Annotated in this window: 17 protein-coding genes; 5 read left to right on the top strand and 12 right to left on the bottom strand. The window is 62.1% G+C overall.

The genetic code is table 11. The features are described from left to right. Nucleotides 1-51 precede the first annotated feature (51 nt). The 6 genes from J8I34_RS25780 to ppsA form a co-directional block, all read right to left on the bottom strand. Nucleotides 52-300 carry an acyl carrier protein gene (locus tag J8I34_RS25780; protein ID WP_029049168.1) on the bottom strand — a complete coding sequence of 83 codons (249 nt, stop codon included), beginning with the start codon at nt 298-300 and terminating at the stop codon, nt 52-54. Next, the gene (locus J8I34_RS25775; RefSeq protein ID WP_209775100.1) at nt 297-1,415 is read right to left on the bottom strand and encodes a dihydrolipoamide acetyltransferase family protein; all 1,119 of its coding nucleotides are present in this window, start codon (nt 1,413-1,415) and stop codon (nt 297-299) included. The genes J8I34_RS25780 and J8I34_RS25775 overlap by 4 nt, the downstream gene beginning before the upstream one ends. Nucleotides 1,416-1,479: 64 nt before the next feature. Next, nucleotides 1,480-2,454, bottom strand: a complete 975-nt coding sequence (locus J8I34_RS25770) for an alpha-ketoacid dehydrogenase subunit beta (RefSeq protein WP_029049170.1) — start codon at nt 2,452-2,454, stop codon at nt 1,480-1,482. Continuing rightward, nucleotides 2,451-3,473, bottom strand: a complete 1,023-nt coding sequence (pdhA, locus tag J8I34_RS25765; protein WP_029049171.1) for a pyruvate dehydrogenase (acetyl-transferring) E1 component subunit alpha — start codon at nt 3,471-3,473, stop codon at nt 2,451-2,453. Before pdhA ends, J8I34_RS25770 begins: the two co-directional genes overlap by 4 nt. Continuing rightward, on the bottom strand, nt 3,470-5,239 hold the full coding sequence (acsA, locus tag J8I34_RS25760) for an acetate--CoA ligase (protein ID WP_209807300.1): 1,770 nt from the start codon (nt 5,237-5,239) through the stop codon (nt 3,470-3,472). Before acsA ends, pdhA begins: the two co-directional genes overlap by 4 nt. A gap of 197 nt (nt 5,240-5,436) precedes the next feature. Next, on the bottom strand, nt 5,437-7,842 hold the full coding sequence (gene ppsA / locus J8I34_RS25755; RefSeq protein ID WP_209807299.1) for a phosphoenolpyruvate synthase: 2,406 nt from the start codon (nt 7,840-7,842) through the stop codon (nt 5,437-5,439). Between the two features lie 272 nt (nt 7,843-8,114). Here ppsA and J8I34_RS35525 point away from each other — a divergent pair, with 272 nt between their 5' ends. Continuing rightward, nucleotides 8,115-8,417 (top strand): TraR/DksA family transcriptional regulator, encoded by a 303-nt coding sequence (locus J8I34_RS35525; protein WP_348635772.1) that lies wholly within the window; start codon nt 8,115-8,117, stop codon nt 8,415-8,417. Here the strand turns inward: J8I34_RS35525 and J8I34_RS25745 are convergent. The 3 genes from J8I34_RS25745 to J8I34_RS25735 form a co-directional block, all read right to left on the bottom strand. Beyond that, entirely contained in the window at nt 8,414-8,656 is a 243-nt protein-coding gene (locus J8I34_RS25745) for a hypothetical protein (RefSeq protein WP_029049174.1), read from the bottom strand. The genes J8I34_RS35525 and J8I34_RS25745 overlap by 4 nt on opposite strands. A gap of 633 nt (nt 8,657-9,289) precedes the next feature. Further along, nucleotides 9,290-9,853 carry a hypothetical protein gene (locus J8I34_RS25740; protein WP_245176132.1) on the bottom strand — a complete coding sequence of 188 codons (564 nt, stop codon included), beginning with the start codon at nt 9,851-9,853 and terminating at the stop codon, nt 9,290-9,292. Between the two features lie 241 nt (nt 9,854-10,094). Next, nucleotides 10,095-11,519, bottom strand: coding sequence for a DUF2252 domain-containing protein (locus J8I34_RS25735; protein WP_029049805.1), 1,425 nt, complete (start codon nt 11,517-11,519; stop codon nt 10,095-10,097). Nucleotides 11,520-11,806: 287 nt separating this feature from the next. Between J8I34_RS25735 and J8I34_RS25730 the strand changes: the two genes are divergently transcribed. Further along, the gene (locus tag J8I34_RS25730; protein ID WP_029049806.1) at nt 11,807-12,019 is read left to right on the top strand and encodes a hypothetical protein; all 213 of its coding nucleotides are present in this window, start codon (nt 11,807-11,809) and stop codon (nt 12,017-12,019) included. A 156-nt stretch (nt 12,020-12,175) separates the two neighbouring features. Here J8I34_RS25730 and J8I34_RS25725 read toward each other — a convergent pair whose 3' ends face one another. Genes J8I34_RS25725 through J8I34_RS25715 form a run of 3 tightly spaced genes read right to left on the bottom strand, consistent with a single transcriptional unit; the run spans nt 12,176 to nt 13,974 of the window. Beyond that, on the bottom strand, nt 12,176-13,099 hold the full coding sequence (locus tag J8I34_RS25725) for a DUF6895 family protein (protein WP_209807298.1): 924 nt from the start codon (nt 13,097-13,099) through the stop codon (nt 12,176-12,178). Next, complete coding sequence (locus J8I34_RS25720; RefSeq protein ID WP_209807297.1) at nt 13,096-13,584, bottom strand: hypothetical protein; 489 nt, start codon at nt 13,582-13,584, stop codon at nt 13,096-13,098. Before J8I34_RS25720 ends, J8I34_RS25725 begins: the two co-directional genes overlap by 4 nt. A 12-nt stretch (nt 13,585-13,596) precedes the next feature. After that, nucleotides 13,597-13,974 (bottom strand): hypothetical protein, encoded by a 378-nt coding sequence (locus J8I34_RS25715; protein ID WP_029049809.1) that lies wholly within the window; start codon nt 13,972-13,974, stop codon nt 13,597-13,599. A 919-nt stretch (nt 13,975-14,893) separates the two neighbouring features. On the opposite strand from J8I34_RS25715, the gene J8I34_RS25710 reads away from it, so the two are divergent. The 3 genes from J8I34_RS25710 to J8I34_RS25700 all read left to right on the top strand — a co-directional run bounded on the left by J8I34_RS25710 (nt 14,894) and on the right by J8I34_RS25700 (nt 19,394). After that, nucleotides 14,894-15,223, top strand: coding sequence for a hypothetical protein (locus tag J8I34_RS25710; RefSeq protein ID WP_209775083.1), 330 nt, complete (start codon nt 14,894-14,896; stop codon nt 15,221-15,223). Nucleotides 15,224-15,309: 86 nt separating this feature from the next. After that, nucleotides 15,310-16,227, top strand: coding sequence for a cupin-like domain-containing protein (locus J8I34_RS25705; protein WP_209807296.1), 918 nt, complete (start codon nt 15,310-15,312; stop codon nt 16,225-16,227). A gap of 5 nt (nt 16,228-16,232) precedes the next feature. Further along, nucleotides 16,233-19,394, top strand: a complete 3,162-nt coding sequence (locus J8I34_RS25700; RefSeq protein ID WP_209807295.1) for a lantibiotic dehydratase — start codon at nt 16,233-16,235, stop codon at nt 19,392-19,394. Nucleotides 19,395-19,587 lie beyond the last annotated feature (193 nt).

The raw sequence follows: 19,587 nt of genomic DNA, 5'->3' as shown, positions 1-19,587 counted from the left end.
GTGCCGCGCTTGCGGCACACGGCGTCCTCTCGCTTTCTGGCTGAAGCGAGCTCAACGTGTTGCTGCGGCTTCCAGGTAGGACACGACATCGTCAAGCGTGACGAGCCGGCCGTAGTCTGACTCCGGAATCTCCACTTTCAATTTCTCGTGCAAGATAACCAGGAAGCGGAGCCAGTCCATGGAATCAAGGTCGACCTCCCTGCGCAGCGGACGATCCGGGCGCAGGACCTGCGGCTCGATCTCTGGGGCGATCTCGCGCAACGTGGACAAGACGATGGCGCGAATACTGGCGTTGTTCATCGATCAAGCTCCTCAGGATGTTGCAGCAGTTCCCGCAGATCAGTGAGAAAAAGCGCGCCGCGATGACCGTCGGAGACACGATGATCGGCCGACAGGCTGGCTGTGATCGCTGGCATCACTGTCACTGCACCGTCTTCCGCCCATGGCTGCTCAACGATGCGGCCGAAACCCACCAGGGCCACCTGGGGAGGATAGATGACCCCAAACACCTGTTCCGCGCCCTGATCCCCGAGATTGGTAATGGTGACGGTAGGCTCGGACAACTCGGCACGCCTGAGGGAACCAGCGCGACAGCGTTTGACCAGGTCGGCCAGTTCCTGCATCAGTTGTGCAACTGGCTTGCTGTCGGCATGCAGCAGCGCCGGCGCCACCAGGCCGCCCTGGCGCAGCGATATCGCGACCCCGACGTGCACGGCCGTTGCGGCGCTGAAGGTACCGTCGCGGAAGAATCCATTTAACTCTGGAAAGCGCTTGAGGGCGACTGCGACGGCTTTGACCAGCAAGACCGCCGGGAGGACGCGCTCGGTCATGCACCGATCGGCATTTTCCCGGGCGAGCCAGGCGAGCGCAGCCCGCAACGGAATCGTCTCTGCGACGTAGTAATGAGGAATCTCGCGCTTGGACCGCGCCATCGCCGCGCCAATTGTCTTGCGGATCTCGGCCGATCGGTCGCCCGGCGTGGCGACGGGCTTGGACGCGGCGTGCTCGACGTCGGCCAGCGTTACCGCGCCACCCGGCCCGGTGCCGCTGAGGGCTTCGACGTCGATCTCGTGTTCCCGTGCGAGCTTGCGCGCGGCCGGGGACACCATGCGTCGACCCCGAGGGCCGCCGGCCCCCGGCTCTGGCGCAGGCGCGCGCCGCATGGCGCCTGGTGTTTCGCCAGGCTCAAGGAGAGTCGCCATCAGCGTGCCGACGGGAATCTTGTCTCCCCGCGAAACCAGGAGTTCAGCGACGACACCGTCGTACCACGTCTCCACCTCGATCGCGGCCTTGCTGGTATCGACCACGGCAATGACCTGCCCCTTCTTCACGGTGTCGCCGGGCTGCACGGCCCATTCGAGCAGCGTACCCTCATCCATGTCTGCGCCCAGCGAGGGCAGGCGGAATTCGATCACGTTGTCCTCGCCGGAACGATGCGCCGGTTGCGGGCATTGGAGGTGTTGTGGACTGCCGGCTTGCTCATGCGATCAGCTGGCTGGCGGCGGAGGCAATCTTGTCGGCCTGGGGCAGGGCGGCCTCTTCCATATGCCTGGCATAGGGAATCGGTACCTCCGCGGAGCAGACCCGGGCCACCGGAGCGTCGAGTTCATAGAAAACCTGCTCGACGATGCGCGCCATCACCTCCGCGGCGAGGCCGACACTGCGCCAGCCCTCGTCGACGACCACGGCACGCCGGCATTTCGCGACGGATGCCATGATGGTCGCATCGTCCAGCGGGCGCAGGACGCGCAAATCGAGCACCTCGGCATCGATTCCCTGGGCCGAAAGCAAATCGGCGGCTTGCATCGCCTTGGGCAGGCCGCCACCATACGCGATCAGGGCCACGTCCTTGCCGGGCCGCCTGACCCGTGCGGAGTGGATATCCACGACGGACGCATCCGGGATTTCGCTTTCCACGTTGTACAAGCCTGCATGCTCGAAAATCAGCACCGGGTCGGGATCGGCCAATGCCGGTGCCAGCATGCGGCGTGCATCCTCGACAGTGGCAGGCGCCAGGACCCTGAGGCCCGGTATCCCGGCATACCAGCCCTCGAAACTGTGGGAATGCTGGGCCGCGACCTGACGGCCCGCCCCGGTGGCCATCCGGATCACCAGCGGTACCGAGAACTGCCCACCCGACATATGGCGGTACAGGGCTGCGGTATTGACGATCTGGTCGAGTGCGAGCAGGCTGAAATTGACGGTCATCACTTCGACGATGGGGCGCATGCCGCCCAGGGCTGCGCCAATGCCGGCGCCGGTGAAGCCGAGTTCCGATAGCGGGGTATCGCGGATGCGTTCGGGGCCAAACTCCGCCAGCAGCCCCTTGGAGACCGCATAACTGCCGCCGTAGCGGCCGACGTCCTCGCCCATCAGGAAGACGCGGGGATCCTTGGCAAGCGCCTCGCGCAGGGCTTCGCGCACGGCCTCGCGGTAGCTGAGGCGTATGCTCATGGGCTACCTCCCGCCGGTGAGTACACGTCCTTCAGCAGATCCTCCACCGGTTCCAGGGTACCTGCCTCTGCAAAGGCTTCGGCCCTCGCAACCTCCGCGCCAACGTCGGCGTCCAGCGAGAGAAATTCGTCTTCCGACAGCTTGCCTTCCGCCTTCAGCCGCGCGGTGAACGTATGAATGGGACCGCGTGCCTTCCACGCCTCGACTTCGGCCGCCTGGCGATACAGATCCGGGTCGTACATGGAGTGAGCGCGGAAGCGATAGGTGCGCAGTTCAAGGAACACCGGCCCGCTGCCGCCCCTGATGCTGGCCACGGCATTTCTGGCAGCTTCGCAGACGGCGACCACGTCCATTCCGTCAGCCCCGAAGGCCGGCATCTTGTAGGACGCTGCCTTGGCGCAAAGGTCTGTCTGGGACTCATGGCGCTCCAGAGCCGTGCCCATCGCGTAGAGATTGTTTTCGCAGCAGAACAGAAGCGGCAGCTTCCACAAGGCGGCCAGGTTCATCGACTCATGGAACGCGCCTTCGGCGACCGCGCCGTCGCCGAAGAAGCAGGCGGTGACGCGCTGGCTGCCCTGCATTTGCTCGGCGAGCGCAAGGCCCACCGCCAGCGGCAGGCCTGCGCCCACGATGGCGTTGCCCCCGAAAAGCCGGGTGGCGCGGCTAAACAGGTGCATGGAGCCGCCGCGGCCGCGCGCGCAGCCTTCCTGCTTGCCGTACATTTCGGCCATCAGCACGCCCATGTCCATGCCGCGAACCAGCGCATGCCCGTGCTCCCGATAGGTGGCGACCACATTGTCGTCAGGGGCGAGCGCATGGAGAACACCAACGCATACGGCTTCCTCGCCGATGTACAGGTGCAGGAAGCCGCGTATCTTGCCCTCGCCGTAGCGCTGCGCGCAGGTCTCCTCAAGACGGCGAATACGCACCATGTCGCGCAGCAGCGTAAGCGCGAATGCCTTGTCATAGGGCACCGGACCGGCAGGGGGCGGGGGAGCGGGATGCTCGATGTCCATCATGATCCGGTCTCAAGCGTAGAGGTGTCGCCCTCTGGCAGGCCCAGCTCGCGCGCCTTCAGCAATCGGCGCATGATCTTGCCACTGCGCGTCCGTGGCAATTCCGCGAGGAAGGCGATGTCCTTGGGGGCCACCGCCGCGCCGAGGCGGCGCCTGCCATGGCCAAGGAGCTCCAGGCGCAGCGCTTCAGAAGGTTCAAAACCTGAGTTGAGCGATACGAATGCCTTAACCACTTCTCCTGCCACCGGATCCGGCTTGCCGATGACGCCGGCTTCGGCGACGGCCGGGTGCTCCATCAGTGCGCTCTCGACCTCGAAGGGGCCGATCAGGTGTCCGGAAGACTTGATGACGTCGTCAGTGCGGCCGACGAACCAGTAGTAGCCGTCGGCGTCGCGGCGCGCCAGGTCGCCGGTCAGGTACCATTCGCCGGCGAAGCACTTGCGGTAGCGCGCTTCGTCGTTGAGATAGGCGCGGAACATCGACGGCCAGCCGCTTCTGAGTGCAAGCTCGCCCTCGATCTCGGGCGTATCGATCAGCTCGGCGCGCCCGTCTTCCTTGCGTCGGACGATGGCCGCATCCACGCCGGGAAGCGGCCTGCCCATCGAGCCAGGCTTGATATCAAAGGCTGGCGTGTTGGCGATCATGATGCCGCCCGTTTCCGTCTGCCACCAGTTGTCGTGAATCGGCAGGCCCAGCACGTTCTTGCCCCACCAGACAGCTTCCGGGTTCAGCGGCTCGCCGACACTGGCGACAAACCGCAGTTGTGGGAAAGCCTGCACGCTGGCCGTATCGGCACCCGCCTTCATTAGCATGCGGATCGCGGTCGGCGCCGTATACCAGACCGTCACTCCTTCGTCGTGGAGGATTTCATACCAGCGCTGCGCGTCGAACTCTTCGGGATCCACGATAGACGTGATGCCATGCAGCAAGGGGGCGATGGCACCGTAGGATGTGCCGGTCACCCAGCCCGGATCGGCCGTGCACCAAAAGATGTCGTCCGGATGAAGATCGAGCGCATACCTGCCGGTTGCCCAATGGGTGACTGCCGCGCCATGGACGTGCACCGCCCCCTTTGGCGTGCCGGTCGTGCCGCTGGTGTAATGCAACAGCGCCATGTCTTCGGAAGTGGTGGGCGTGATTGCGCACGTGTCCGTCGCGCTGTGCATCATTGCAGTCAGGTCAAGCGTGCCCGGTATCGTGGTAGGGCCGCCGTCTTCGGCGACCAGCAGAACGTGTTTGAGGCTCGGTATGCGGTCGCGCCATGCGGCGACCTTGCGCATGAAGAGTTCGTCGGTGGTGACCAGCACCGAGCCCTTGCCGAGGTTCAGTCGGGTGGCGATCGGCTCGGGCCCGAATGCCGAGAACAGCGGTGAGACCACGCAGCCGTTCTTCAGCCCGCCGAGCAGGGCGGTATAAAGCTCCGGGATGCGTCCAGCGAGAATGAAGAGCCGATCACCCTTGCCCACGCCGAGTTCGCGTAGCACATTGCAGAAACGATTGGTGAGTCTGGCCAGCTCTGCGTAGGTAACGGCACGCGTTGACGGTCCGTCCCGGGAAAGAAAGCGGAATGCGACCTTGTTCCCTGCACCGTTGCCCACATGGCGATCCACCGCCTGCCAGGCGATATTCAATCCGCCATCGGGCTGGGTGCCGAGGGTCCTGCGGATGGCGTCCCAGGAAAAACCACGACGCTCCGTCTCATAGTCGGCAAAATTTGGCGCAACACGCAGGTCCGCCGCCGTCTTGTGGATGATTCTTGACAGATCCATTTTGGTGCCTGGTCTCCATGGGACCAATATTAGAGCCGGGGCAGGCGACGAAAAGCGGGGCGGCCAGCGCTGCACGGCCAACCGTTACCTGCGCGGGCAAGCCCAGCCCCAAGACCTCGGGATAAGGGCAATGCTGCTGTAGGGAGCGTATTTGGGTAGCTCCGGCATGTCTCTTCCATCTTTCACCTCGGTGACGCTCATATGGACGAGATCCTCGTCCTCGCTTGCTCGGCGGCTGCAACATGACGCTTGACCGCGATAAAGCTATCGGGACTCACCGACATCGAATCGATGCCGCTTTCGACGAGGAAGCCCGCAAACTCCGGATGGTCGCTGGGCGCCTGGCCGCATAAGCCGACATCGGCACCGGCCTTGTGCGCTTCTCTGATGACGCTACGGATCATCCACTTGACGGCCTCGTCCTGTTCGTCGAACAACTCCGCGAGGTCAGCGGAATCCCGGTCCACGCCGAGCGTGAGCTGAGTCAGGTCATTGCTGCCGATTGAAAAGCCGTCGAAGCGTTTGGCGAACTCGCCCGCCAGGATCACGTTCGACGGGATCTCGCACATGACATATACGTTCAGGCCGGCCTCCCCGCGCACGAGGCCGTTCTCCGCCATGACTTCAAGTACGCGGTCCGCCTCTTTCGCGGAGCGGCAGAACGGAATCATGACGATCACATTGGTGAACCCCATCTCCCTGCGCAGACGGCAAATCGCCTGGCATTCCAACGCGAACCCCTCTCGATAGCGGGGAGAGTAGTATCGCGACGCGCCACGGAATCCAAGCATCGGGTTCTCCTCCCGCGGCTCGAATTCGGCGCCGCCGATCAGATGCGCATACTCGTTGGTCTTGAAGTCGCTCATGCGGACAACTACCGGATGTGGATACTGGAGAGCGGCAATCCGCCCGAGTCCGCGCGCGAGCCGGTCCACGAAGTACTCCGTCTTGCTTTCGTATCCAGCTGTCAAGCCGGCAATCGTCTGCCTGGCCTCATCGTCTTTCAGCGTATCGTATCGGACCAGCGCCATTGGATGGATCTTGATGTGATTACCGATCACGAACTCCATCCGTGCCAGCCCTACGCCATCGGCCGGGATCCGCCACCAGCGGAACGCTGCAGCGGGGTTGGCCAGGTTGAGCATGACCTTGGTTTGCGTCGCCGGGATACTGCCAAAGTCGATTTCCTCGACTTCATAGTCGGCGGTGCCTTCGTAGACAAAGCCCTCACGGCCTTCCGCGCAGGATACGGTGACCTCTTGCTCATCGTGCAGCAGATGGGTCGCATTGCCTGTGCCGACGATTGCCGGAAGCCCGAGTTCACGGCTTACGATGGCTGCATGCGAGGTGCGGCCGCCGTGGTCGGTGACGATGGCACCCGCGCGCCGCATGACGGGGACCCAGTCGGGGTCCGTGGATTGCGTCACGAGGATGGCGCCGTCGACGAAGCGTCCCATCTCGCGTGGGCTCTCGATGACGCAGACCATGCCCGCCGCGACGGCATCGCCAATGCTCACGCCCGATGCCAGCTTGCGGCCGGCCTTCCTGATGTGATAGGTCTTCACCGCGCTCGCCTCGCGTCGCGACTGGACAGTTTCCGGTCTGGCCTGGACGATATATATCTCTCCGCTCTCGCCGTCCTTCGCCCACTCGATGTCCATGGGCTGGCCATAATGATCTTCGATCATGGTGGCCCAGCGCGACAAGGTGAGAATTTCCGCATCTGCCAGCACGAAGGACGCACGTTCTGCCTTCGAGCTCGGGACATACTTGGTCGGAAGGCGGCTATCGCTCGTGTAGATCATCTTGCGCCGCTTGTCGCCGAGCTTCTTCCCAATGATCGGCGTGAGCGACGGGTCGGACAGAAGCGGCTTGAACACCTCGTACTCGTCCGGTTCGACGGTGCCCTGCACGACGCTCTCGCCCAGACCCCATGCGGCGTTGATCAGGACCGTCTTGTCGAAGCCGGTTTCGGTGTCTATGGAGAACATCACACCGGCGCCGCTCAGGTCGGATCGCACCATGCGTTGGACGCCGACCGACAACCCAACCCTCAGATGATCGAAGCCCTTTGCCTGCCTGTAGCTGATCGCGCGGTCGGTGAAAAGCGAGGCGTAGCAGCGCCGGCAAGCGTCAAGGAGTGCACGATCACCCCGGATATTGAGGAAGGTTTCCTGTTGTCCGGCAAAACTCGCATCCGGCAGATCCTCGGCGGTCGCGCTCGAGCGGACCGCAACGTCCATGTTGACCCGACCGGACCGGTGGTTCAATGCTTCATAAGCCAGACGAATCGCCTCTGCCGTCTCCCTGGGCCATTCGCCGCGGAGGATGATCTGACGAATGGCGGCCCCGGTTTCGACAAGGGACACCTTGCCTTCAGCAAGTTCGCCGAGCATCCTGGACAGTGGCTCCCGCAGGCCATTTGCCTCAATGAAGCGCCAGTATGCATCCGCCGTGACTGCGAACCCAGGTGGAACCTTGACGCCTGCGGGCGCGAGGTTGGCCACCATCTCCCCCAGCGACGCGTTCTTGCCACCGACGCGAGGAACATCGGCCCGTCTTAATTCTTCGAACCAGACAACCTGCGTATGTTCGTTGGACATGTGCTGCTCCTTCCGGGTGGACTTATGCCGACGCCAAAGCAAAGCCTAGGTTCCGATTGGGACGAGCAACGTCCGGGGAGCTGTCAAGGGTTGGCTGAACAGCGCTAGCGAGCGACCTGGATTCACACTAGTGGCGACATGGCGCTGTGGCTTGATCCAACGCAACCGGCTACAAGGCAAGCTTCACCGGCGGCGGTTCTGTGCACTGAAGGCCGCCTTGGTGCGAAACCCGGCAGGTGATGTGTGCGCAATGCGCTGCGCAGGAAGACGCGATGCCGGACCACTACCGCATGCAATTAGCCGACATCGCCGCCGCGCGGGCGCGGAAGCAGCGCGGCCAGTATGGCAACTGCATCGATTGCCAGCAGCCGATCCCGTTTTCGCGCCTGCAGGCGTACCCGACCGCGAAGCGCTGCACCGCGTGCCAGCGCCGGCACGAGATCTTTATGTGTGACAGTCGGGGGGGCAGAAGCGGTCGGCAGGCCACCGAGCCCGGGCGCATCGGCCTGCCGGGCTGCCACAGCGGAAACGAGGCCTGCCGGGCAGTGGCCGGCAGGCTGGCGCTGGCCGGCTAGCGCAGGTCGTACTCACGCATCATTTCTGCTGTGACAGCCTGTACCGTCGCCAGGCATGCCTGCGGAACTGCGGGAAAGGCGTCGATGGTCCAGTTGCAGCCGCCGTTGGCATCTGCGTCGACACGCTGCGGCAACGGGATGTCGCAGTCGCGGCAGGTGTCGCCTAGGTCTGCGTTTTCCTGCAGGCGCCGCAGAATCTCATTGCGGATCTGTTCCGCACTGCCGAGGTTCTTGATCATGTCGGTGTCTCCTGTTGTCTGGTGGTGGCGCTCCGGCCAGGACGCCTAGACCGGCGCGCTGTCATGCGGGGCCCCGGGGTGCCCTCACATTTGTTGCAAAGAGCGGCGCCAGCGCTCTGCACATGGCACGGCACCGGTATGGATGAATGTAGGCGCTGCCCCCGGCCATGGGTTGCGCTCCATCAAGCAGCGTCGATGGGGCGTTGCCGGGTGTGAAAGCAAGCGATGCTGGCGCTGCTTTAGATGACGGCCGCAGCCCTGGGGTCACCGCGGCCGGGCGTAGCGCGGCCCGTGAAGCTGCCCGGCGAGGCGATGAAGGCACGCTCGGCTTCGGTCAGTGGCTCCTGGACACGCATTTGCCACGCCAGCACGCCGTCGTCGGCATCCGGAAGCTGCGGCGGGCAGGAATCCTATGGCGCATGTCGGCAAGCTGTACAGGTTGACAATCCTCGAATCGTGTCCATCGGCGTTGTGGCCGATGGGTCCCCGGCCGAGGAGAGGCGAATACACGATACGCTGAGGTCGAGTCGAGCAACCTTATGCTATTAAGCAATGAACTCGCTAGCGGTCCTTTGAGTGTATTTTGAGACCCCCTTGGGGGAGGGCGGGCGCCTCTCGCCATTATGGCCCTTCTCATGTGGGAGTCGCCAACTGTGGCGTGCGAGTCCGTGCATGCAGCCAGCTTTTTTCTAGATAAATCAGGTTAAAAAGAAATGTCAGGTCCATCGGCTCGGCTTCAGCCGTAATCCACTGCTGGTGATCCGCGTCTTGATAAATTACGGTCAGATAATAGCGGCCATGAGGCAATTTGAGGTAGACCAAGGGGCCATCGGTCACCAACCGTAGCAGGCGTTTTCCCTTTTCGTTGACGAGGATCAGCGTGACGCCAGAAATCGGGGTGCCTTCTGAAGGGTCTTGGAACATGAGTCGGACATTGAATTGGTCGGCTATCGCCTGCATTTGCTGCATGGCTTCGCGCCCGATCCCGCCCGAGACATACCGGACGCCAGAGGATTGGTGGATTTCTGGCGGTTTCGGATGCGCTGCGAGAGTCTCCGCGTAGAGAAGCGGGACAACGCCCAGTAGCCACGCAACGGAGGCGGTGCGCATAACCTTGATGACGCGCATGGCAAGTGATTGATAATGACAGGGAGCCTCGGAGCCCTTCTCCCCTACAGCTTTCAGTGTCACAGTCATCGTACTTCTCCTGCTTTGGCGACAAGGCGCGCAAAAAATGAAGCCGCTACTTTGAACAGTAGGTCGCATTCGAATTGGCCCATTGATCCTTCGCAAGACTTGAATCCACGTACATGCTGTCGCGTTATGGAACAGTCGCGGCTGCGCTTCTTTGGCAACACGCCGAACGCGGCTCGCAATATCCTGGAAGACCTGGGTCGCGTCCCTTTATGACGGCTATCTTCGCCGTCCGGCTTGCAATTCAATCCGCATCCAGGGTCGCCTTGATCCGTCCTTCGCGAATCGCTGCGACGAACGCGCGGAAATCGCTGCGGTTCTGTGAACAGTACTCCGTGGCGAACTCGCAGATCGCATCATCGAAGGTCTGGCCGGAGCCCATGTAGCCAGCGATCATGGCGGCGTCGCCAGAGCGCGCATGCGCGCGAGCAAGGGCATGTGCGCACATGCGGCCATATTGCCGGAGCATGCCCGTATCCCAGTCCTCAATCACCGGGGAGAGCTTCATGTCGCGCAACTGTCGTACATAGAAGTCGCGTCCGCTTTCTCCGCGCGTCCAGCCCAGGAAGACATCGCTCGCCGCCTGCATGAGACGCTGGCCCGCGATGACGCGCTCGCCATGGTTGGCATGCAGGCTCTTTCCCGCGTAGGGTTCCAGCACGGAAGCACGCGCTTCCTTTACCTGCAGGAACAAGGGATCGTTGTCCGCGGCGAGAAACAAGCCCACGCCACACATTGTCCCGACGCTGCCGACGCCAACGACCTTGATAGCCATGTCGAAAAAATGGAAGCGGTCGAACAGCACACGGACGTGCTCGGGAAGGCTGTCGCGGTAGGAAGCGATGGCTTGCGCATAGTCCGACGCCAGGCCGGGAGCCAGTTCCTTGGTGGGATGAAAGATGAACGGAGGCTCATCCTTGATTCTCGGCCTTTCGCCCTCTTCGGATACCAGCCTGGGATAGAGGTGATCGGGAACAGTCTTGCGCCGTTCCGCCTCGATTCTCTGCGCCAGGCGCTTGCGTGCCGCAGCGACGATTTCGGGATCGCCGCTGCGGTCTTCATACCTCTGCAGGTCGATCCGGTCGTACCAGACGTCAAGGGTGCGCATCCACCCATAGTTGAACATGCGTTCGCGGTACTCGCGCACAACATCGGTCACTACGCGAGCGGCATCGCTCTTTGGCAGCGCGAGATGCTCGGCCGCGATCGCCAGACTGGCCGCCAGACGCTTGAGGTCCCACTCGAACGGGGCCGGCAATGTCTCGTCCAGGTCGTTGATGTCGAAAATGATGTTACGTTCGGGCGTAGCGAACCCTCCGAAGTTCATCAGGTGAGCGTCTCCACATGCCTGCACGCGGATGCCGCTGGACGGCGTGGTGGCAAGATCGGCCGCCATGAGCGAGGCCGATCCGCGGTAGAACGCAAACGGGGATGCCGCCATCCGACCGTATCGGATCGGGACTAGGTCCAGGATCCGCCCGGCGTTGGATTCATTCAGCAGTTCGACGGGGTCGCGGCGATCTTCCGGCGGTTGCCAGCCGGATTGCGAGCCGCGAGGGACGGATTCGCGCAACGCGCGTCCTGTCGCGGCGCGCTCATCGGCAGTCAGGTATCCGGTGCGTACCTGGGGCGTTGCGGCTGGGTGGCTGACCCTTTCCGGTTTGTTCATCACGTATTCCTTCTATCGAGTCGGCGCCGCCGGATGCGGCACCAGCAGGCTGTGCCGCGATCCGCGCCAAGGCGAGCGGATCGCGGAAACGAAGTCATGGTCGCTCTGCTTGTTGCGGAGGCTGATATCTGGAAGGCTAGGGGCCGCGACGCAACAGGAGTTGACACGCATCAAGCCGGAGGGGTGTCCTGGCCTTGGTGAACCATCATCGCAAGTCTTGACGTGCGACAACTGCACGGATGCAATGCGACCTACATTGCAGCACACCGTGCAACAGGGGACTGCGCATGGACTATGCCACCCTCCCAGTGCATCTGGATGCCAGCCGCCGCACGCACCAGCGGCTGCACATCGCCATCGCGCTGGCGCAGCAGTTTCACGCAACGCTGGTCGGATTGTTCACGATCGGCCATGCGGATCCCGGTTCAATTCGCTATCTGATCGTGATGCGGTCGCCAAGTTGCAGCAACAAGTGTCGTTCCAGGACCGAGGTCAGTTAAAAATCGTCGAATCCGCAGGCAGTTGCGCCTGATTGATTTTGCCTCGATTCCCGGAAGCGCCAGCCGTTGAACACTGCCCAGTTTATACGTAACACCCGGTAGAGGTCTTTTGTTTGTGTACGCAGTTCCTTCGTCACCGACTCCCGATCGGAGCGCTCAGATTGCGGCATTCCGCAATGTCATGGCTGCCGCCATCAGGGTAACCAGGGTAGTGTGATAGCAGCCCAGGAAATCCCGGCGTGCAGCTGTGTCGCCCGCAGCGAAAAGGAAGCTGCCTGCGCCGTCAGGTCCCGGCACGGCTCCATCCTCGCGCTGGCTAGCAAGCGCGCTATGCAGCCCCTGGGTACTCGCGTGATCATGGCTGGCTTGTAGGCAGGCAGCAACCATGGCCAGTTCCGCCGCGAGGTCGTTATCATTGGCGTCCGCAAAGGCACGTGTCCAGTATGGCAGCCAGGCGCGCAGGTAATCCGTCACACGGGCGTCTTCCAGCGCGCGCGCCCCAAAGTCAGTTAGGTAGAACACCTCATGCGTAATCGCGTAGGCCACCTCCCCGGAGACCACCCACGGTTCGGGCCGTGCCGCTATATAGAGCCCAGCCTCGTGGCTTGGCCATTCCGTCAGGCCAAGCTGCCATAAGTTATAGCGCATCGCCAGGCGTGACCAAGGTTGCAGCGGAAGCGCTGCCGCGATGTCCGCGCGCGAAAGTAAGCCTAGCACGCGGTCTAGTGCCGGGTTTCGGAAATCGAGCTGGCGCAGCGGCGCATAGAGTGCGCAACAGGGCAGGAAATCGTGTCGTGCCAGCAGCAGTGCCACCAGCTTGCGGCCATGTTCGCACTGTTGCCAGATCCAGCCGGCGGTCGCATCGAGGAGGGGAAGCCCAAGACCACATCGCTTCAGCATCCAGACTGTCAGCGCAAGCTCAGAGAGCGGCTTCAACTGTGCCACGTCGTGTTTGTCAAACCGCTGGCTGGTGACTGTGCGCACCGCGAAATGCTGAAGGTTCTCGTTGAGCCAGGCCATACCCAACAAGAGGCCGCGCCGGGCAAGCGCGGCGGTTCCTGGACACGGCAGCGGGGTCAAGGCTTGTCCCTCAGACATTTCAGCACGCGGTGTTCATGTCGCAGGTCGTTGGTGTCCGAAAGCCGAGCGAGCGTTCGCAACATTGCGCCGCTCTGGGAAAGGAGCCTGTCACGCACGCTTTCGAGATGGGGCGGCATGGGCATAGCCGACACCACGGTCTGCCAGCGCAGCAATTCCACCAGGGCGAGCATCCTGGCTGCGTCTGCCAGCGCATACATGGCCGCGCGCGGCTCGGAAGCAGGCGTGTAACCTCGCGCCGATAGGCGAGCCGACAGCCAACTGCCGAGGATCAGCGACGAGTCCGCGGCGAAGCGGCGCGGTGCGTCGCCCCAGGGGCTAAGCAGCGCTGCAATCGCATCGGCGCTACGGCCCGGCGGCATGCCGGCGAGGAAGGCCGCGGTCTCATGTCTGTTGGCGCCACCAAGGATCAGGCTATCGGCTGCGGCCTGGGTGGCAAGGTCGATAGCCTCGTCGGAACGTGGCATCGGCATCCCGTTTCATCCGTTCTGTAGCGGTCCCGCTGAAGGCAGCGCCTCCAGCTTGACGCAGTGCAGACAAAAGTCGCAGGCGGTTGCCGCCAGTACGCCTTGGGTGCCCAGTCGAACGCCAAGTTTCCGGATGCTCTCAAATTCGGCTGGGGTGAGGTATTGGCTTGCCGGGCCTGGTTTGTTGGTTTCGTCGCGGGCAGAGTGCGGGCCTTCGGTTGCGACCAGGGCCGGGCGCTGGCTGAACAGCTTGCGAACGACCACTTCCTGCTCGGGCGTCATGCTGACCGATGCCAGGTCGAAGGTCAGCATGGCGGCTCCAGCGCCGCCTAGCGTAACCACATGGGTGGTGCGGGTGTGCAAGTGGGAAGTGAGAGTATTGGCGTCCATGGAAGGCTCCTTTCGAAAGTGCGAGTGATGCGGGCAGAGTCGCCTTGCTTACGGCCATGCGCTGCCGTGCGCCGAAACGTGGCCGAACGCCAAGCCGAGGGGCTAGGACCACAGCCTGCCGTTTTCCTCCGGTCGGATCGCGTAGCCGGGCAGCGCTTCGAGCGTGACATCACGCAGGCGATGGCGAAGCCCGACATTTCTTCGACGGAAGCCGCGACGGGACGGGTATACCGGAGGAGGTGCCGCTGTTTATGAAGGGCCTGCGGCTGAACGGATCGGTCACGTCGGACAGGGCCTGTGCCGCGTTGCTGATGAACCGTTGGCGCAGCGGAAAGTCGGTCGACATTGTGCTGAACAGCGCATCCCCCCGCAAGACCGTTGCAACTCGTCGCCGGAGGTCGGACCTTTCGTGCGTATCCATAAGACGCCCTCCCTGAGGGACTCCTGGTTCTTGTTTGTGGATTCAGGTTAGGTGAAGCGAATTCCGGCTGGCATTAATTTTTGTGCATATGAGATTAAAAAACAGCGCAGTGAGGACGGTCGCGGGTTAGATCGGATAGCGGCGGCACAGGCGTACGCAGAGGCAGTTTGAATTGAAGGCTCATGAGTCGAGCGCTGACAGTCTTCCGGCGAACGAGAAACCTCGGCCACATGAGTACATACGCTGATCAGAGCGATTCAAATTTGTTACACATTCAACACAACTAAATTCAGGTTTTAAAATATCTGAATGCCGGCGGCAAGATACTACTACCTATCCAATCACTGGACATCTATTTTTATTTTCAATCCCTACACTTAAATCGTGGGATTCAATTTGTAATGCGATCTTTAAGTCATGTCGTGCCATTCGCCCTCTTCCTGATATGCGCAGGAGGCGGTGCTACCTGAAGTTTCGCTGTCCGACTGGGGAGGCAGTATGTCCCAATATGTAGAAGTGACCCAGGTCGATGTGAACGGCCTTGCGGAGAAGCTCAACGAATTCGGTGCCAAGCTCGACGACAAGGAGGCGACGGTTCTGTTGGGAATCCTGTCGTTGGCGGAGAAATCCCTGGGCGCGCAGAAGGGACCGGATCCCGCCGGCGGGCAGCCTGACCAAGCCAAGAAAAGGAAGTTGACGCTGGAGCGCGAAACCATTCGCAATCTCAATGTCTGGGAACGGCTGCTGGCCCCTCGAAGCGAGAGTCTGTGGACTTGCCCCGGACTGCCGGACCCGGGCGCTGACGTGATTAATCCCGCCAAATCATAGTTGGAGGACCCGCATTACTGTGTCGGCATCTGAGCGCACGGGAGCTAAGTCATCGCGGCTTAATGGCGTGACCGGCGATGAGAGCCATGGAACTCAATCCTGTTCCTCGCATTGCCGCTTGCAGCTTCAGGCCTGCGCGCTTGGCGCGGGCGCCTTGTGTCGTGACAGGCAACGTGGACGCCTGGCCGGCATTGCATCGGTGGCAGCCTGCATACCTGAAGACCGCCGTTGGGGCGCGCAAGGTTGCCGTGCGCGAGGTAAGCGGGGCGCCGCGGAACGTCTACCAGAACATGCTGGCTGGGGGCAAGATCCTGTTTTCCGACTATCTGGACTGGGTTCTGGAAATCGCCGGCTCGGAAGATATCCTCGCCATCGCGGCCGCCGGCGCGGACACGGCGCAGCTGATCCGGGCCATCGGAGCTTGCGGGTTCGAAAGCAGCTATTACCTTGACGTGAGCCTGGGCGCCTTGTCGCCACTGCTGCTTGCCGACACCGCCGTTCCACCCTGGTTTGATCCGCCCCCGATAGACACTATCTTCTGGTGCGGCGTACTGGGAACCTCGTCCGGTCTGCACGCAGATATCAAGCCGAACTGCAATGTGCAGGTATTTGGCAACAAGACCTTCATTATGTTTGCGCCGTCGCAAGCACGTTGGCTATACCCCATGCCGCGCATGACCCATTGCCGCTTCGATCCCAACCTGCCAGATTTCGAGCGGTTTCCGCTGGCGCGCCGGGCGGTCGGGTGGCAATGCACTCTGCAAGCCGGGGAATCTCTTTATATTCCAGTTGGCTGGTATCACCAGGTGACGGTGGCCTCGCCGTGGGCCATCAATGTCAATTTCTTCTGGCCACGACCGTTCCCCCAAGGGCTGGCAACACCGCAGCTGTGGGGCCAACTGGTGCGTCGAGGCTGGGGTAGCCTGTGGCAGGCTTTCGCCAACCGGCGTCGCCTGGCTCCTAATGAGGAACAGCGTACTTTGACCGGCAGGGGCGAAGAGTAGTGACGATGGCACGAATAAAGAAAGAGCTGGCGGACACGGGATTTTTCCTGATGCGCTCGCCTGCGCTGCCGTGGGATGTGTTGCTGGATTGGTGTGCAGATCTGTCCGGGCCGGCTGGGGCTGCGCTGTTGCGAGCGCGCTTACGCGAGATTGTCGCGCGCCCACAAGTGCGTGAGGCAATTGAGCTGGCTTCCCCTGGATTTTCTCGACGCATGGCCGCCTGGTTGAACGGCTGCGAGAACAAGGATGCTCTCGCAGTCGAGAGGGTGGCTGTGCGCTATCTGCAGCGTTTGGCCAGCCGCGCGACGCCGTTCGGCCTGTTCGCCGGCTGGGCCTCTGGTCCGATCGGTGACGTCACCCGCCTCGCAGTCGCGCCCCTGGCTGATCATCGTCGCCATATCCGTCTAGACGCCGGTTACCTGCAAGAAGTGGCACGATCATTGGCAAGGGACGCTTGCATTCGGCGCCACCTGCACTATCGCGCAGAGCAGACTCTATACCAGGCCGGCGACCGTTTACGCTACCACGAGATGCGCCTCGGCGACCCGCATCCGACCTATCACTTGGTGGAAGTAAAGGACAGTCACTACTTACGATGGGTGCTGGCGGCAGCTGCAGGGGAGGAGGCCCCTACTTTGAACGCGATCGTCGAGCAGTTGACGGTGGCATTGCCCGATCTTGACGAAAGCGACGCGCTCGCCTTCCTAGATGAACTGATCGAGGCAGGTCTGCTTCGCCCCGTGCTGCCTCCTTTTGCCACCGGCCCCGAGCCGGGCAGGGCGACTGTGGCATGGTTGCGCGATTTGGCCGCCAGTCATTCGTCCCCCTCTATCCTGAGCACAATATTCGCTGCGTCAGACCAGACAGCCTGCCCCGGCGAGTACCCCGAAGCCGAGTCGAAGGCTCTGCTGCAAGCACTTGCCGAAAGCGATTGCTCCGGACACAAGTTCTATGTCGATCTGGAGAAGCCTGCCGCGTCGCTCTCGTTAAGCCAGCACATGGCCAACGAGATAGCCAGCGGGGCAGAGCTACTTTGCAAGCTGGCAGCGCAGCGCGAGCCAGATGTGCTGGACGAATTCGCGCGGCGCTTTGAGAGCCGTTTCGGCCAGCGCGAAGTGCCGCTATTGCAGGCGTTGGACGAAGAAGACGGCATCGGCTTCGAAGCGGAATCATACATTGGCGCAAGTCCCTCATCCTTGCTGGAAGGGTTGCCATCCACTCGCGAGCCCCCCAAGCGCGTCTGGCACGGCCGCGATCAACATTTGTTGCAGCTTCTCGCGCAGGCGCTCATGCATCAATCGACACAGGTTGAGCTTGACCACGCTGATATTGAGGCGCTTGTCGGGGATAAGCCGTGGGTCGCACCGCATGGCTGCGCGGCAATCGTCTCGATTGCCGCGTCAGATGCACCAGCGACGGCCCGGCGGCGCGACTACCAGATCTACCTTCAGAAGGTAATTGGTGGCTCGAGCGCCACCCTGCTGGGCCGCTTTTGCCATGCGTCACGGAAACTCACTACGCTGGTGCGTGGTGCCCTTCGGCTGGAGGAGGCCTGCGACCCGGATGCGATTCATGCGGAAATCGCCTATTTGCCGCCAGGCAAGGCTGCCAATGTGGTCTGTCGGCCAATACTGCGCGCCTATGAAATATCGCTACATGCGTCATCCGGGGCATCGCGTTCGCAACAAATCGCCGTCAGTGACCTGCTTGTGTCCGTGCGCGAAGGCAAGGTGGTTCTACGCTCTGCCGCCATGGAGCGCCGCGTCGTGCCACATTTGGGATGCGCACACGCCCACCAGCGCGGAGGTCCCTTGCTGTATCGCTTCCTCGCCAGCCTGGCAGCTGGCGGGCACGCCGCCGAGTCCAAATTCTCTTGGGGAGCATTGTCCAGCGCCCCTTTTCTGCCGCGGCTGGTGTTCGGTCGGTTCGTATTGTCGCTTGCACGCTGGCAGTTCAGTGCCAAGGAACTGGCGGCGATCCACTTGCTTTCCGAGCACGACAGGATGACAGCTATCGAGGCCCTACGGGCAGCGCATCGGCTGCCTCGCTTGGTGTGGTTTCTGGAAAACGACAAGACGCTGTTAGTTGACTTCGACAATGCCTTGTCAGTAGACAGCTTCCTGGCCACCGCCAGGCGGCGCACCTCGGTTGCCGTAAGCGAAGTCTTCCCGTTGCCCGACCAGCTGTTGGCGACCGGCGAGGAAGGCAGCTTTCACCATGAACTGGTCGTGCCATTGGTTCGCGCGCGCCGTGTCCGCGAAACATTGCGGGCAGCCCGCGCCATGCCGTCCGGCCAAGACAGCCGGCCGGGGGAAGACTGGCTCTATCTTCGTCTATACGCGGGCCCCGCTACGCTAGACCGATTCCTGACCGAGTGCGTGGGACCTTTGGCCGCTGCGTTGCGGGCAGAAGGGGTGATCGATACCTGGTTCTTCATACGCTATGCTGATCCTGACTGCCATTTGCGATGGCGGCTGCATGGCGAGGCATCGCTGCTATGGCAGCAGGTGGTGCCACGGGTGTTCTCTGCATTGGCGCCATGGCGCAACAGCCTTTACAGACACACCGTAGACACATACGTGCCCGAGGTTGCGCGCTACGGTGGTTTTCAAGCAATGGAACTCGCGCATGCAATCTTTGAAAGTGACAGCGTGGCTGCGATTTCGATTATTACCCGGCATCGCGTAGACAATGAATCGAGATGGCGCGCCGCCTTGCTCGGCATGCACACCTTGCTCGATGACTTTGGTCTGGACATGGATGAGCGCCGACGGGTCATGGCCACCTGCCGAAGTCTCCTTCTGAAAGGCCGCGCGCATCAACAGGCATTGTTCGCTCTGGCAGCAAAATACCGCGAACTTAGGGGTGTGGTGGAAAGCTTGCTTTCCACGAAAACTCGTGACCACTGCGAAGCCGATCTCGCTATCCGGACCCGCTCCGCGAGCATCGCACCCACAATCAATAGACTAGTTGCGCTGGAGGCTGATGGGCTGCTTGGATGTAGTCGTGCAGCGCTTGTCCAGAGCTATCTGCACATGTGGGCAAACCGGATTTTTCGGGATTGTGCGAACTCCTTTGAGTTGGTCCTGTATGACCTGCTCGCACGACACTATGCGAGCGAGATGGCGCGGCGGCAATCCTCGAAATGCCAGGCCGGCGACAACTGATGCGTCACGCCTCCGGTCGAGCTGAATCGCCTTGAAAAAGTAAGCTCGTCTGATAAGCTTTTAAAGGCGGAAAATCGCACCTTGCTAGTTAACCAGGCGGGTGGCACACATGGCTTTTAGCAGGCTGCTGAAATACCGGCAGTGGACGTCAGCGCGACGACTTGCTGAATCGTTAATCTGAGGACTCCTTACA

Source organism: Cupriavidus phytohabitans (genome assembly GCF_017815025.1).
Lineage (GTDB): Bacteria > Pseudomonadota > Gammaproteobacteria > Burkholderiales > Burkholderiaceae > Cupriavidus.
This window is presented reverse-complemented; position numbering and strand designations above follow the sequence as displayed.